Annotated in this window: 13 protein-coding genes and 1 pseudogene; 4 read left to right on the top strand and 10 right to left on the bottom strand. The window is 49.2% G+C overall.

From position 1 onward, the window contains the following. On the top strand, nucleotides 1–1,204 hold a 1,204-nt coding region (locus IGR76_06005), incomplete at its 5' end, for a peptidoglycan-binding protein (GenBank protein MBF2078071.1). 71 nt (nucleotides 1,205–1,275) lie between these two features. Here IGR76_06005 and IGR76_06000 read toward each other — a convergent pair. The 9 genes and pseudogenes from IGR76_06000 to IGR76_05960 form a co-directional block, all read right to left on the bottom strand. Next, nucleotides 1,276–1,602, bottom strand: a complete 327-nt coding sequence (locus tag IGR76_06000; GenBank protein ID MBF2078070.1) for a HEAT repeat domain-containing protein — start codon at nucleotides 1,600–1,602, stop codon at nucleotides 1,276–1,278. 262 nt (nucleotides 1,603–1,864) lie between these two features. Next, nucleotides 1,865–3,653, bottom strand: a pseudogene (locus tag IGR76_05995) (NACHT domain-containing protein). A gap of 288 nt (nucleotides 3,654–3,941) precedes the next feature. Beyond that, nucleotides 3,942–5,453 carry a GMC family oxidoreductase gene (locus IGR76_05990; protein MBF2078069.1) on the bottom strand — a complete coding sequence of 504 codons (1,512 nt, stop codon included), beginning with the start codon at nucleotides 5,451–5,453 and terminating at the stop codon, nucleotides 3,942–3,944. Nucleotides 5,454–5,696: 243 nt separating this feature from the next. Further along, nucleotides 5,697–6,224 carry a heme-copper oxidase subunit III gene (locus IGR76_05985; GenBank protein MBF2078068.1) on the bottom strand — a complete coding sequence of 176 codons (528 nt, stop codon included), beginning with the start codon at nucleotides 6,222–6,224 and terminating at the stop codon, nucleotides 5,697–5,699. Between the two features lie 84 nt (nucleotides 6,225–6,308). Continuing rightward, nucleotides 6,309–7,970 carry a cytochrome c oxidase subunit I gene (gene ctaD / locus IGR76_05980; protein MBF2078067.1) on the bottom strand — a complete coding sequence of 554 codons (1,662 nt, stop codon included), beginning with the start codon at nucleotides 7,968–7,970 and terminating at the stop codon, nucleotides 6,309–6,311. Continuing rightward, nucleotides 7,963–8,874, bottom strand: coding sequence for a cytochrome c oxidase subunit II (locus IGR76_05975; protein ID MBF2078066.1), 912 nt, complete (start codon nucleotides 8,872–8,874; stop codon nucleotides 7,963–7,965). Before IGR76_05975 ends, ctaD begins: the two co-directional genes overlap by 8 nt. 9 nt (nucleotides 8,875–8,883) lie before the next feature. After that, the gene (locus IGR76_05970; GenBank protein MBF2078065.1) at nucleotides 8,884–9,516 is read right to left on the bottom strand and encodes a DUF2231 domain-containing protein; all 633 of its coding nucleotides are present in this window, start codon (nucleotides 9,514–9,516) and stop codon (nucleotides 8,884–8,886) included. Further along, entirely contained in the window at nucleotides 9,516–10,016 is a 501-nt protein-coding gene (locus IGR76_05965) for a DUF2231 domain-containing protein (GenBank protein MBF2078064.1), read from the bottom strand. Before IGR76_05965 ends, IGR76_05970 begins: the two co-directional genes overlap by 1 nt. Before the next feature lie 577 nt (nucleotides 10,017–10,593). Beyond that, nucleotides 10,594–11,172 carry a phosphate-starvation-inducible PsiE family protein gene (locus tag IGR76_05960; protein MBF2078063.1) on the bottom strand — a complete coding sequence of 193 codons (579 nt, stop codon included), beginning with the start codon at nucleotides 11,170–11,172 and terminating at the stop codon, nucleotides 10,594–10,596. A gap of 568 nt (nucleotides 11,173–11,740) precedes the next feature. Between IGR76_05960 and IGR76_05955 the strand changes: the two genes are divergently transcribed. From IGR76_05955 to IGR76_05945, 3 genes are all read left to right on the top strand, one after another. Then, nucleotides 11,741–11,920: a hypothetical protein gene (locus IGR76_05955; GenBank protein ID MBF2078062.1), complete on the top strand. Its 180-nt coding sequence runs from the start codon at nucleotides 11,741–11,743 to the stop codon at nucleotides 11,918–11,920. A 262-nt stretch (nucleotides 11,921–12,182) separates the two neighbouring features. Further along, nucleotides 12,183–12,770, top strand: a complete 588-nt coding sequence (locus IGR76_05950) for a J domain-containing protein (GenBank protein ID MBF2078061.1) — start codon at nucleotides 12,183–12,185, stop codon at nucleotides 12,768–12,770. Nucleotides 12,771–12,776: 6 nt separating this feature from the next. Beyond that, nucleotides 12,777–13,766 carry a hypothetical protein gene (locus IGR76_05945; GenBank protein MBF2078060.1) on the top strand — a complete coding sequence of 330 codons (990 nt, stop codon included), beginning with the start codon at nucleotides 12,777–12,779 and terminating at the stop codon, nucleotides 13,764–13,766. Nucleotides 13,767–14,119: 353 nt separating this feature from the next. Here IGR76_05945 and IGR76_05940 read toward each other — a convergent pair whose 3' ends face one another. After that, entirely contained in the window at nucleotides 14,120–14,269 is a 150-nt protein-coding gene (locus tag IGR76_05940; GenBank protein MBF2078059.1) for a hypothetical protein, read from the bottom strand. Between the last annotated feature and the right edge of the window lie 66 nt (nucleotides 14,270–14,335).

Raw genomic sequence — 14,335 nt, 5'->3', positions numbered from 1 at the left:
GACTGAATCTGCTGTGATGGCCTTGCAGCGAGATTATGGTCTCACCGTGGATGGCATTGTAGGGCCAAATACCCGTGCCGCCCTTGCCGGAGCAGGCGCACCAGCCGCTCCCCAAGCTTCGACTGGCTCCCAAGCCCTGCGCTACGGTTCCACTGGGCCTGCCGTTACCCAACTCCAGCGTGACCTCGCCAGTGCTGGATTTTATTCTGGCCCGTTCACCCAGTACTACGGCGAGCTAACCCAAGGCGCGGTAATTAATTTCCAAGCAGCCCACGGCCTTGCTCAAGACGGGATTGCAGGGTCAAATACGCAGGCTACCCTAGCCCAAGTCCTAGCGGGGACACCTCCAGCGATCGCCTCTAGGCCAGAACCAACGCCTCCGCCCCAAGTCACACCCACCCCAACGGAAACACCAACGCCCGAACCATCGGAACCGATTGTTACCGAACCGTCGCCATCGCCTACTATATCTGCCAGCCCCAGCCCCGCGGCTACGGCTACACCAGAACCCACAACAGCCGTTACACCAGAACCCACGCCCACAGAAACCGTGTCCGAAACGCCTGTGGACGAAGGCCCGTTACCGGCGGGCTTTATCGAACTGCAAAGCAATCTCCAAGCCTATACTTCTCCCTCTCTAGATAGTCAGCCAATCGACTCTGGCTATCCGCTCAATGCAGGTCAGATTTTGGGCTACGTCGAAGATCAAGGCGATGGCTGGATTCGGATTGTCGGCGCAGGCAACGGCGAAGATGCGTGGATCTACGCTGGAGCAGACTACAGCGGTGTTGAATTCCGGACTAGCAGCCAACCTTCGCCCGAACCGACGACCTCCCCAGAGCTATCTCTTAGTCCTTCGCCCCAACCCGAAGCCACCAGCACCGTCGTCGCCACTCCCACCCCCACTGTCAATGCGCCAGAGACCTTCTTCATCGGGCCTAGTTCTGTTGAGCTATCCCAGACCCTCACGACCTACGATGTTCCTGGTGGTACAGCGCAGAATCTAAGCTTTAGTGCGGGTGAAAAGTTAACCTATGTAGGGGCACGACCAGATTGCTGGGTGCAAGTTAAAAATCCCTCTGGGCAATCCACCTGGGTCTATGCCGGAGAAAACTTTGGTGCCGTTAAGTTTATGAATGAAGGAAGCTTTGCGGATATTGAGGTTGACCCTCCTGCTTGTGCACCGACAGGTACGGCTCCCTAACGTTCTCCTTCAACGGCGGCAAACAACCTTAAACTCAAATTGGAGCGAGATATCTATTGTTCACCGTATTGTCAGCCATTAGAACTTGCCTCCATCTTCTTCAACTGCTTCTGTGCCCATTTTCGCAGTTGCTCGTCCGGATCATTGAGGGCGCGATCGCGTAACAAATTCAATGTTTCTGCGCTGAGAGGATCCAGATGTACCAAGGCGTTTAATGCCGAATGTCGAGGATTATATCTCTTTTTCTCTTGATACTCAAAGGGATCATTGACAGCACGGTCACGCAAAAATTCAAGAATTTCAGAGTTATCTCTATTTTTCAGTTCCCAGAGCATCAACTCAAATATTACTGAATGCCGCACGTACTCACTCGTATCCTTTTGAGCAACTTCTTTCAAAATTGAAAAAGTTTAGAAGTCCCCTTTCCAGCCCCGTGCCAACTCTCGCACTACCGTACTCCTCACATATTCATTTTTGTCGCTCTTCAAACGTTCTTTGAGCCATCCCCGTATTTTGGGGCTAATTGACTGACAAAACTCACACAACCCTGATTCTCTCGTAGGTTGGGTGAGCGCTAGCGTAACCCAACAGAATATAGGCTAGAGTTGGGTTCCACGTTGTTTCACCCAACCTACTAAAAAAGATATGTCAGTCAACCAGGTCGGCTCCGTGATAGCAGAGGATAAAATTACGTTCCCGCAGTTGTTGAATTAATCGATTGGCTTTTTCGCGAGGTTCACTGAAGCCCTGATCGCGCAAATAGTCAGTCAAAATTTGGGTGAGGCGCTCAACTCCAATCAAATTACCCTTCAAACCTTCCTCGCCCGCTTGCATCTCATAGGCAATCAGGCGAAGCATTTCCTGCTTTTCCCGCCGCCCGATCGCGTCCATCGGCATCTGCAATCGCTTGTGATCCACATCCCAGCGGTACAGCAATACCCGCGAAGCCTGGTCATAAAGATCGGCGCGATCGCGCGGTAACTCCTGTCGTCGATTCAGAATTGCCATCATCGTCAGCAACAGCGGATTGTCTGCCAGGTTGGCGATCGCTCTAGAATTTGCGATCGCATCCTTTAAGCGCTGTTTTAGACGCACTTTATCGGGATCGCTGCCCATGGATAGGTCATACCAGCGATCGATAAACTCATGAATCTCATCGATATCCAGGGATTGAATCGTGAAGTGACGAAATCCACTGTGTTGAAGGCGATCGGGATTGTAACCAATAACGCGAGAGGTGACCAATACCTGAGCTTTGGGATATTGCTGCGAAAAGCGAATGATGTCTGTCGTCAATGACGGTGGATTGGGTGGCGAGATCAAACACCTCATCCAGACCATCGAACATCACCAGCGTGGGAGACTCCAGCAAATGCTGATGAAGCTGTTGCTGATCAAACTGCCAGTCCACTCCTCGACCCCGATGCAGAAATTCGAGAAAGTTCGCAGATGGATTAATGGCAAACTCTCGCAACTCAATCAATAATGGCAGTTTCTCCGTCTTGCCTTCGACCCATTCCAGTGCTAGATATTGCAACAGACTCGACTTGCCGGAACCTGGATCTCCTAAAATCACCGCCCGTTGCGAATCTACCACGGTTTCTAAAACCTTTCGCGCGGGTTGCTGAAAGTATTTGCGGCGATAATGGTCTAAGGCTTCAGGTGATCAATCTGCTTCGAGGTCTCCTTCGGTTTGGAGTTGCCGTTTCATGTCCAAAGGCAGATCGTAGCGCGTTGGGGGCAAAGCCTCTCGCACCGTTTGCTCAATGAACATCGACCAGAGCTTAATCGTATCAGCTCGGTCAGTACTGTCGAGGGTATACAGCTTTAGATAGCCATAACTCGACTGTAAACTGGCTCGATACGTTTCAACATCAAATCCCGGTGAGAGTTGGGCGGTATTACGGGCAATGTCTTTTATTAGGTCAGAAATGTCTTCTAGCAGGTCAGAGTTCAGAATCTCCCGCAATTCCGTATTGGCTTTAACGATGCCCTTTACCCCTTTGACATAGGCTTTTGTCACACCCTGCCAATCAAACTCGTCTGGAAATTTACAGCCTTTGGGTTGATACTGCGCTTCCCAAATCTGTGCCAACCGATCACCATCAATATGTTTGCAGCTTTTTTCAAATGCCCGACCCAGAACTTGCCCAACGGAGCGATCGCGGACAAATTGCTTCAGCGCAGGTTGATAGAAATGGTCAATGCTAGTTTTCGGCATATCATGAAATTCTAGTTCTGCAACAAACTGCTGCACAAAAACACCAATGGCCTCTGCCATTGGCATTTCCAGCGCTGCGGCATTGAGCTGAGCCACACTGCTATTCAAACAGTCCTTGAAAAAATCCTGAATATACCCCTCTAGAACAGGTTTTCCTAAATCAAAAACCTGTTTCAGCACTAGCCTGCCCAACTCTATCCCGGTTGTGGCTGCGAACCATTCCAGCATACTGAGATTTCAGACGTGACCCAACACTACCTCTAATATTGCACCCGTATTGGGGAGATGCCAGAGATCCCAAGCTCAAGCCCCAACAGGCAACCCTGCGCTACGCCTTACCAATTACTCAGTTGGCACAACCATTGGATACGTGGATTTTAATACATGAATACCTTGAAGCCCGCGCAGCACCTGGGCTTTGTTGTTATATGTAGCTATTGCCAGCTAGCTTAGGACATGGACATTTTGGTGGGGCGGCGAAAAATGTCCTAACCGATATGGCTAGCGCTGTAACAGTTACTGTAGCTGTTTGATCAAGGAGTCACCCACCCGCAGGGCATTCGCCATCACGGTTAGAGCCGGACTCACACTGGGACAGGACGGGAAGAAACTGCTATCCACAACGTAGAGATTATGAATCTCATGGGTACGACAGTGGAGATCCAAAACAGACGTCGCCGGATCGGTTCCCATACGACACGTTCCACTTTGATATCCTACGACTTGCACAGGTGCTTCCCCCCGGGGATACACGCCGCTCCGTTGCGTTGGTCTAGATGCTTTCTCCACGGTCTTCAGCACCTCAATCCAGCGGTACACTAGGCGATCGTGGGCTTCGGTATTATTGGGCGTAAACTCATAGCGCAATTTGCCATTTTGCCACCGCACCCGATTATTCGGATCTGGTAAAACGCCTGTCTGTGCCCACCAGCCAATTGAACGCACGGCCAGTTGCTTCAAACCAGCACCCGGCATAATCTGAGCCAGGACAGAAAGCAAGGGCGGAGACTCAGCAAAAATAATGTCCTGCAACAGTCCCCCACTGTTTTCGATGTGTCCCATTGGGTAGGTGTAGTCCCCATCGCCCCAATAAAAGTCATTAATGCTGACACTGCGGGGAAAGATGCCAGAGTTGTTTTCAGATGCCCGTTCCACAATGACGCTCATCTGAGGCTTCATCAAGTTGCGCCCGACTAGATCCGAACTGTTGGCAAGTCCATTGGGATGCTTTTCGTTGGCCGAGATCAGCATCAATGCCGCAGAATTCACCGCACCACAGGCCAACACGACAATATCGCTGGTGTAGAGCATTGCCTGATCGCCAATCTCCGCTTGAACCCCCTTAATTTCCGTGCCCGACGGGTTGGTATGGAGACTCACCACCTTCGCGGAGGTTTTGAGCGTCACGTTGTCGTGCTTCAGGGCAGGGTTTATGCCAAAGACTTCAGCATCTCCCGTCGGATCATCCTCTTGGCGGGTCAGGCTGATCGGTAAGGGAGCCGGATGTAATCCCTGCTGGGCGATCGCCTCTATGATAGGCTGCATCAACGGTTCGTGACCGACAGCCGCATAGGGGTAATCAGAACTATGGGTTGGTTCGGTTGGATCTTGTTTATAGTCTCCGTGGACTTGATAGAGTTGCTCCGCTGCTGTGTAATACGGCTCAAAGTCGGCGTACTTCAACGGCCACTCTGGGGCTATCCCCTCTTGATGAGGAACAGCTTCAAAGTCGCGATCGCGCATCCGCATCAGCGAGGCAGAATAGATTTTGGTGTTCCCGCCGACAGCATAGTTCGTCTGGGGCGAAAAGGGTTCTCCGGCTTGGTCGTACCACTGCTCCGGGGCATGGTAGCGCTCTTTCTTAAAGAGATCCACATCCGCCCGGTTTTGATCCTCTAGCGCCATGCCAGCGCCCCGTTCCAGAATCAAAATTCGTTTTCCGGTAGGCGCAAGTTTCTGGGCGAGAGTTCCCCCCCCCGCGCCAGTGCCCACAATGATTATGTCGTAGTGTTGATCATCAATAATCATAGATCTCTCCTGTGGAGGGTATGAAGGATAGGAGCAGCTTGAGGCATAGAGATTAGGCCAACGGTGTTCCCACGCTTAATTTTGTAGGATATGTTAGGCGATCGCCGTAACGCATCAACCCCTAGAAGCGATGCGTTACGCTGCGCTAACACATCCTACCCAAGCATTTGAAGTTATTAAATCTAAAGTCCTAACCAAAACGTGACTATTAACAAAGGTCAATTTCAAGGGTGCAAAGACTCGTTATTGCCAAACGTAAATCAGGATAAATAGAACAATCCAAATGACATCGACGAAGTGCCAGAATATCGACGTTGCCGCCACACCGTACTCTCCCCCCGCGTAGTTATTGGGAATAAACGATCGCCCCAACATAATGCCCTGAAGCAGCACTCCGGTCAGAACGTGGAGGCCATGAAATCCGGTCAGCAAATAGAACGTGCCGCCAAAGAGACCGGAGGCAAAGCCAAAGGGCAGGCTCATCCACTCTACGGCTTGACCATAGAGGAAGAAACTACCCATCGCCATCGTTAGTAACCAAAAGGCGCGGAATCCCCATAGATTTTCCCGATGAAGAAAACGTTCTGCGATATAAATCACAAAGCTACTGGAAACGAGGACAATCGTGTTGATCAAGGGCGATCGCACCTCTAAGCCCTCAACACCGGGCGGCAACCAATCGGGAGTGCTGGTTTTATAAACGATATAGCCAACAAAGAAGCTCAGGAAAATGACGCTCTCAGACAGCAGAAACACGATGAAACCAAACATGCGGTTATCTGCATGTCCTCCACCGTGCGCGGCCTGCGCATCAAAGGATGGATCGATATTTGCTGTACTCACCAGATATCCTCCCTACTTCAACTTATCTGCGTTTGCAACCAACGGTTCATCGGTGCCGTAGCCATAGGGAGCCGACACCACGATCGGATCTTCCTCAAAGTTCTCATGGGGCGGCGGCGAGGACACCAACCACTCCAAGCCAATCGCCCGCCAAGGATTATCCCCAGCCTCTTTGCCCCGCACCCAAGAACTCAGCATATTCAAGATAAAAGGCAGTGTAGAGACACCAAGGAGAAATCCACCTAGACTCGCGAGCACATTCCAAAATGCAAACTCTGGATCGTAGGAGGCCACCCGTCGTGGCATTCCCTGCAATCCCAGAGGATGCATCGGCAAAAAGTTGAGGTTTGCGCCAATGAAGGTCAGCACAAAGTGGAGTTTACCCAATCCCTCGTAGTACATGCGTCCGGTCATTTTGGGGAACCAGTGATAGATCGCCGCATAGAACCCCATCACCACTGCGCCGTAGATCACATAGTGAAAGTGACCCACCACAAAATAGGTGTTGTTGACATGAATATCAAAGGGCGCAGAGGCGAGCATAATGCCCGTAATCCCGGCAAAGAGGAACATCGACAGTCCCCCTAGGGCGAAGAGCATGGCCGTGGTGAGCCGGAGTTTTCCGCCCCACACTGTCGCTACCCAGGCAAAGACTTTAATCCCCGTGGGCACCGAGATCGTCATGGTGGTGAACATAAACAGCATTCGCATCCAGCTTGGCGTGCCGCTGGCAAACATATGATGCACCCACACAATACCGCTCAGCGCCGTAATGATCACGGACGATACCGCTACAACGGGGTACCCAAAGAGAGGTTTGCGGGAATAGACCGGAAAGACCTCGGAAAAGACGCCAAAAATCGGCAGGATGATCACGTAGACCGCTGGATGGGAGTAGAACCAAAAGAAGTGCTGATAGAGCACCGGATCTCCTCCCTTGGTTGGATCAAAGAAGCTTGTTCCCACCGTCAGATCAAAGAGCAGCATCACCGCTCCCGCCGTCAGTGCTGGCAGACCAAAAAGCTGAATCAACTGTGCGGCAAGAACTGTCCAGCAGAAGGCAGGCATTTTGAACCAGCACATCCCCGGTGCCCGCATGGTAAAAATCGTGGTGACAATGTTCACCGCACCCATAATGGAGGAAATTCCCGACAGCGCAACCGCCAGAATCCAGAGGGCTTGACCGTTGATTAGGTTTCCCGTCGGATTTTGCAAACTGACGGGCGGATACGCCCACCAGCCCGACTGCGAGGGGCCACCCGGCACAAAGAAACTCACGATTAGAATGACGCCAAAGACCGGAACCATCCAGAACGCGACCGCATTCAATCGGGGAAACGCCATGTCCCGTGCCCCAATCATCAACGGCACCAAATAGTTCGCTAAACCGTTCAGCATCGGGAACGTCCACATGAACAGCATAATCGTGCCGTGCATCGTGAACAGACCGTTATAGACCGTGCGATCGACCAAGTCGGCTTCGGGTGTGATCAATTCCCCCCGCATCACCATCGCCAACAGACCACCAAACAAAAAGAAGGCGAAGGCCGTGACGATGTATTGAATGCCAATCACTTTGTGATCGGTGCTGAAGGTGAAAAATCTGCGCCAGTTGTCGGGGGCTCCTGGCTGGGGTTGAAGGCTGGAGAGAGACTCCAAGGATGCATTACTCATGGGGATCCTTTTCTGAACTCGCGTAGTTGACGATGGGAGCAGGGGCAGGTTTTACCGTATCCCACCCTAGATCGATCGCACTCTCGGTGGTGCGGTTAAACTCTTCGTAGGCCACATTCTCTGCTGGGGCAGGAGTCTGGGCAGCGGCGATCGCTAACCATTGCTGGTAGGCATCTTCTGATTCCACCACGACATTCGTTTGATTTGCGGCAAAATAGGTGCCGCTGTATTCCGAGTCTCGAAGACGATAGCGTCCCTCCCGAATCGGCGTGAACTCAAAGGCAATCTCCCGACCGGGAACCACATCTTGCTTGATCCGAAAGGCCGGAACAAATAACCCATGCAGCACATCCTCCGAGGACAGCAGCAGTTTTGCCCGTTGATTGACGGGAAGGTGGAGTTCGGTGCTGCTAACTTTCTGATCGGGATAGTAAAATTCCCACGCCCACTGACGAGCGTAGACTTCGATCGGCGGTTGTTCATCCTCCTCTGCCATTGGAGCCGCTTGGGCGCTAGGCATTCCCATCGCCATATGCTCCATGGGCCCCAGAATGCTCATCTGCTCATAGGTTTGGTAGCTGAAGGTGGCAATCCAAATCACCAAGAAAATAGGAATGGCCGTCCAAACCACTTCCAGTTTCACATTGCCTTCTATCGGCGGGCCATCACTGGAATCGTATTTGGCGGCACGCTGAAAAAGAATGGAGTAGAGTAGCGTGCCCATTACGCCAAAAAAGATGAAGCTGCCGATCGTGCTCATAAAGCTGAATAGATTGTCCACCAAGATCGATTCTGCCGAGGCTTGGGGAGGCATCCAATTATAGGTTTGCTGACCGATCCAGAGGCTCAGGAAGAAGTCGGCGATCGCCAGTCCGATGAGAACTCCAATGGTACGTCGATTCATGCGGTACCTCTAGTATTGAATGATCAGGTTTAACAACTGGGTGTTGGGATCCATGCCTGCCCGGATTAAACGAGCCGCCGTAACATGGACACCAAAATCCGAGCCGAGGTGGGCACCCAGGGTTCCGTGGGCAAACATCAGCACAAAGATTCCCAGTCCAGCCGCAATATAGCCCCACTGCACCTGACGAGCGCGATCGCTCCGCCAAACGTAGCGCTGAAACCCTCGCCAAACGGTCATGCCAACGATTAGCCCTAAGAGAACAACGCCACCCACACCGTGCCACAGCATCGTATCCATGGCATTTAAGCCCCAGGGGCTCACCACATCAGCAGGGGGATCAGCGAGCAAAATTTCGTAGAATCCTGCGGCCACCGTAAAAAAGGTGATCACCGACGCCGCCAGCATATTCAGCCAACCCACATCGTAGAGATTGGAACTGGTGACGGGGATCGCTAAAAACTTAAAGATGGGTTTTTCTAGGGGATAGAGCGCCGCCACAATGTCAAAGGCGATCGCCACAATAAAGAGTCCCAAGGTGAGATGCACCAAGTTGGGATGGATCGGAATGGTGTAGGGCAAGCCATTTGCCCCTGCACCGAAAATAGACAGTTGGGAAACAATATCTAGGATTTCTGACATCACAGTAAGCCTCCCCGTGCGGCTTCAACCACAGGTTCCGTATGCAGTCCGTACACCCAGACCAACTTATCTCCGAGATAGATTTGAAACGTCACAATGCCTAGTAATACAAAATTCAACCCCATGTAGAGGGTCGGCAAAGATTCTGGACTTTTTAATCGGATAATATATCGCCATCCCGTAATTGCCGCCAAAACGCCCGATAACGACCAACCAATTAAGGTATGCAAATTCAGATCGCTAGCCGCAGCGAGGTAAGGCGTTGCTAATCCTGCCTCGATTTGACCAAAAATAATGGCGATAAAAATAGATACGGTAGCAAAGACCATATTCCACCATCCCACCTCATACAAGCGCGCGTTTTTGGTGAAATATCCGATAACATCACATAGAATCGCGAAGAGCACCATCGCAATCACAAAGTGAACCACGATGGGATGGATGGTGTCGGGATAGGGCAGGTTATGACTGTTGAGGGGAGGTAATAAATCTTCGAACACTGTTTTTTCCTAGGAGAACGAGCTACAAGCTTTCTTCGTTATTAGACAGGAATCGTTTCGAGCTTAACAAACTCTCAGCAATGGCGTCGGGATCGAGCGGTTTGCGATATGTTCATCCCGTTGCACAAAAAACAAGAGACGGGAGAATAGAACTGTCGTTGTCTCGGTGTGCAAATATACAGCCAGACGTTCACGTTACTTACTAACACTATGTGTCCATGCTGGTGATGGGTTCACTTTAGACCTTTCTATACCTTGCATATCTACGCCATAGGTTTTCTTAACGTCAGAGCATGAGTGGATATCAGTAAATATCAATAAAGGAAATTGCTAAGTAGGACTAGAGTCAGTCGCGCTAGATCAACTCTCAGACAAATTGTGATTTCAATGATTGCATCGATTACGACAGAGCCGGAAAAGCTTCAGCATATTTTCCAGATACGGCTAACCTACAGGTTGCGATCGCCCAAACACTGTTCGATTAAGCACAACAAAGGTGACACAGGACACGCCATGTCACCTAAAACCAACACATATGAGAGCTGAGAACGAAAACTGAGCGAGGGGTTTGAACGTCTTAAACCTCCACAGGATACTCGACTTCACGGCCAACGGAGGAGGAACGCGATCGCGTAGGCACCTCATCAACATGAGCAGATAAAGCATAATCCCGACGTCCTAATCGCTCCCGCCTGCGACGCTCCGAAATTTGCTTCTCTGGATCAATCCCTTCAAAGGTAGGTGGCAACCACACGCGAATCACTAACAAGCCACCCAGCACCAGCAGTAGCGCACAGGCCGCCAGCACTTGCATAAATGAGGCTTCCAGAACGCCACGTACAATAATTTCTCGTAATACCGAAACAATCGATACCTCTACCGCAACCCCAATCGATACCCGTTGTTCCTGAAGATAGATAATCAGAAGGCGAAACAGTTCCACCAAGATCAGCAAAAACATGATGTCTGCCGTCACCTCATGAAAATTCAAGGGAGGCAGAAGAGACAAAAACATTTCTCGAACTTCCAAGACCATGAAGCTGAACAATCCCAGGCACAGGGAAACAACAATGAGATCTTGAACCACTTCTAGGGCACGAACGATGTGATGGGATGCAAAAACCGACCACCGAGAATCTTGATTGGAAACCTGCATAATTAAAATCCTTGAGAGGTAGAAGTGATTAGGTAACAACTTGTTCTCAGCATATATCGGTCGAGCTTATAATTCATCTCCTCAGTAATTTGCATATCTTATTTTTTGTATTATTCACGCCCAGCGGAACCGTACCCCAAGCTTTCATAGTGGCTGACGTGTAAAGCATTGAACGTTAATAGGCACGCACCTCTCCTAAACAACGGTAAGCGCGATCGCCCTTCACCTTTCAACTTGTCCAAGACAGCAGGCGGGATCTGAATACGAAGGTTCAATAGATCTAATACCAATTTCAAAAATTCCGGTTATTGATGGGGGTTAAGGGGGCTGTGCCCCATTGTGGAGAACTGCGTTCCCCACACTCCTCCTCAATTACCTGTAGCGCTTATTTAGAGAACTGGTATAACGCTCTTTAATTACTCTCGCTAGAGAATGGCTGAAACGACGGAATTTCATTTAAGACTATTCGGCTGAATTGACGAAAACTAAAAAGAAACTGCATCGCTTTTTATTCTTTCCCCATAGTTATTGAAGAGCGATAAGCAGTGGATCAAACCCTGATCTCGGGTTGGCGGGAAACGAATCAGGACTTACGCAATTGGGCGTGGGCGAAGCCAAGATGTTTAATGAGGTGCGTGATCCGTCAGCGAAATCTGTCAGAGAGATTGTGAGGGGGTTGGGACAGATTGATCCGGAGGCGGCGCGGTTGTTTGTGCGGCTGTATCTGGGTGATGTGCTAGGAGATTAAAGGGGAAGTGATACTAAATCTGGAATCAGTCAAGTTTTTCGCTCGTTTCGCTTGATTTTTTTTTGATTTTTTCTTTACGTTATTGCGGATTTTGCGTAAAACGTGGGAAGACTGAAAGTAGATAGAGCATGATATTTGCCAGAATACGAAGAATTGCTCAAGCTTAAGCGTAATTTCATCCCTTACCTATCTACCATTTCTCACATCTATGGCAAAAACAGCTACAAAACCTAAGTCACCAAAAGTAAAAGCTCCAAAAGCAGTGAAGGCTCAAAAATCGACTCCCTTGAACTCCTATTTGCAGAACGAGATTGCTCGTCTTTCAGAGATTCATGGCGTCAGTACGGGCGTTCTTGAAGAATTCGCTCAGTTCGTTATTACGAACCATAAAAAGAAGGAGCCAACGGCTCAGAAAACAGCTACAAAGGCTGCCAAAGTTAAGCCTTTGACCTTAGTTCAGCTTAAAGCTGCAATCTATGAGCATTTTGCTGTTAAAGACACAACTCAACTTAAGAAATCTGGTTCATTCCAAATGGCAACAGATGGAATAGATGATTTGAACCTAGGGCAAAAGGAAAGCTGGGAAAGACTATATCGGAAATTTATCGGCGTTCTACCAGGTGAAGAGAACCAACAGGGTTACGGATGTATTAACGGTATCAACGTTTTCAATTACTTCAAACCTTGGCAGGTTTTTGGGCTAGATCCGAAGACAGCAACAATCGAGGACATCAAGAACGCTTACTACAATCTCAGCAAAATCTATCATCCTGATAACCCGAAAACAGGTGATGCTTCTATCTTCGACTGTCTAACAGTGATGTACAAAAGTATCAGCGCGGAGGCATAAAAAGCGATGACAAAGAAAACATCAGGCTTCACAATCCGTGAAGCTGAACTTGCGACTGCGCTGGAAATTCCCCACCAAGAGTTGGATAAAGTTATCGCTTTTTTTGATTCCGATCCGAATGATCAATGGGAATTACGGGAGAATGATCACTTTATCTTCATCAATAAAAACCTGAATGAACGCTTGTTTTCAGAACAAGGGGCTTATGCGATCGCCAAGTACATGGATGAAAAGGCGAAAAAAGGGATTTGGGCGCAGATTCTAGAATTTGTGACTCGACATAAAGAGAAGATCCGTAACGCCTTTATTAGTCGAAAAATCCAGGAGAATAGTAGTTCCCTAACAGTGCGTAATAATCGGCATTTTTTATCTAAAAAAGATGTCGTCGCTATTCTTTGTACCAGTCCTGCCCGCCTCAATAGGGCTTTTGAAGAATTACGAACTTCTCAAGATCCACTCAAAAAGTATGAGGATTTTGATGATATTGAAGGGCATCGTTATTATTCCTTGTCAGGGCTATATAAACTATCACATAATCTATCTACTAAGCTAACTGTAAAAGATCGCCGTGCTTGGTGTGCTGCTATTGAAGTCGTTGGAAAGAAGACTTTCAAACTAATCCTTGATGAACAGTCAGCGCGCCAGAAAAAAATTGACGCTGCCATGAAAGCTGCTAAAAAGCGAGATGGTGAACGATGCCAGATTACAGGTCAGAAACGAGATAAATATAATAAATCTATCAATATGGTTGTTCACCATATTTACTCGAAGGAACAATATCCGCACTTAGCAGCTTGCCTTGATAACTTAATCACGCTAACTCAGGAAGTGCACAATGAATTTCATTCATGGAATGGTGGTTTTCAAAACCCATGCACTATAGATCATTTAATTGAGTTTGTGAGTGAGCTTTATCCTGAAAATTATGAGGTTACGCTTAAACTCAACACCCTCAAACAAATCCTTGATTCAGGTGATTCAAGAAAGACAGCCTAATTACTACTAGTGTCAACCAAACGATCGCTTCTAGATTTTAGGGGCGATCGCTTCTACTTTCTACGTGATTTACCTGTCCACGACCTCACCAACTAATCTTAAACCCCCTTACTTTAGACCGCAAAGGGCGATCGGTCTAAAGATCTGCGACTTCTTCTTTACCTCCCAAACGTAGCGGCATTGGATGCATACGAGAAGTCGCAGATCTAGATATTGGGATGGGCGATCGCACCTCACCCAGCAAAGAGGGCGATCGCTCCCCATGCAAACATCAATTTCTAAGCTCCAGAAGAAACTAAACACCATTCACAGCCGCCCATAGAAATAGCCTGGTGCCGCGTGCTCAAGATCCTTTAGGGGCGAGCATTCGAAGCCGCTTTGGAATAATCAACACTGTACCCAATGTCATCTAGCAACGCCAAGTCTAACGCCGATGGCAGTTTACGGGAACCCACCAGCAATGTGGGATCCATCGCAACCTCACCCGTTTGACCCGCAGACACAAAGTCATCTTGTACCTGGTCACCGCAATAAGAATTGTTAATGAGAATGGCTGAAGCAGCTACATT

It is taken from the genome of Synechococcales cyanobacterium T60_A2020_003 (assembly GCA_015272205.1).
GTDB lineage: Bacteria > Cyanobacteriota > Cyanobacteriia > RECH01 > RECH01 > JACYMB01.
Note: the sequence above shows the minus strand (reverse complement) of the source record. Positions and strands in the feature narration are given on the sequence as shown.

Coding starts and splice junctions, on each gene's coding strand:
- IGR76_05960 (MBF2078063.1), bottom strand. CDS start 11,172: ATGCAGGTTTCCAATCAAGATTCTCGGTGGTCGGTTTTTGCATCCCAT.
- ctaD (MBF2078067.1), bottom strand. CDS start 7,970: ATGAGTAATGCATCCTTGGAGTCTCTCTCCAGCCTTCAACCCCAGCCA.
- IGR76_05970 (MBF2078065.1), bottom strand. CDS start 9,516: ATGTCAGAAATCCTAGATATTGTTTCCCAACTGTCTATTTTCGGTGCA.
- IGR76_05985 (MBF2078068.1), bottom strand. CDS start 6,224: ATGTTTGGTTTCATCGTGTTTCTGCTGTCTGAGAGCGTCATTTTCCTG.
- IGR76_05990 (MBF2078069.1), bottom strand. CDS start 5,453: ATGATTATTGATGATCAACACTACGACATAATCATTGTGGGCACTGGC.
- IGR76_05975 (MBF2078066.1), bottom strand. CDS start 8,874: ATGAATCGACGTACCATTGGAGTTCTCATCGGACTGGCGATCGCCGAC.
- IGR76_05945 (MBF2078060.1), top strand. CDS start 12,777: ATGACAAAGAAAACATCAGGCTTCACAATCCGTGAAGCTGAACTTGCG.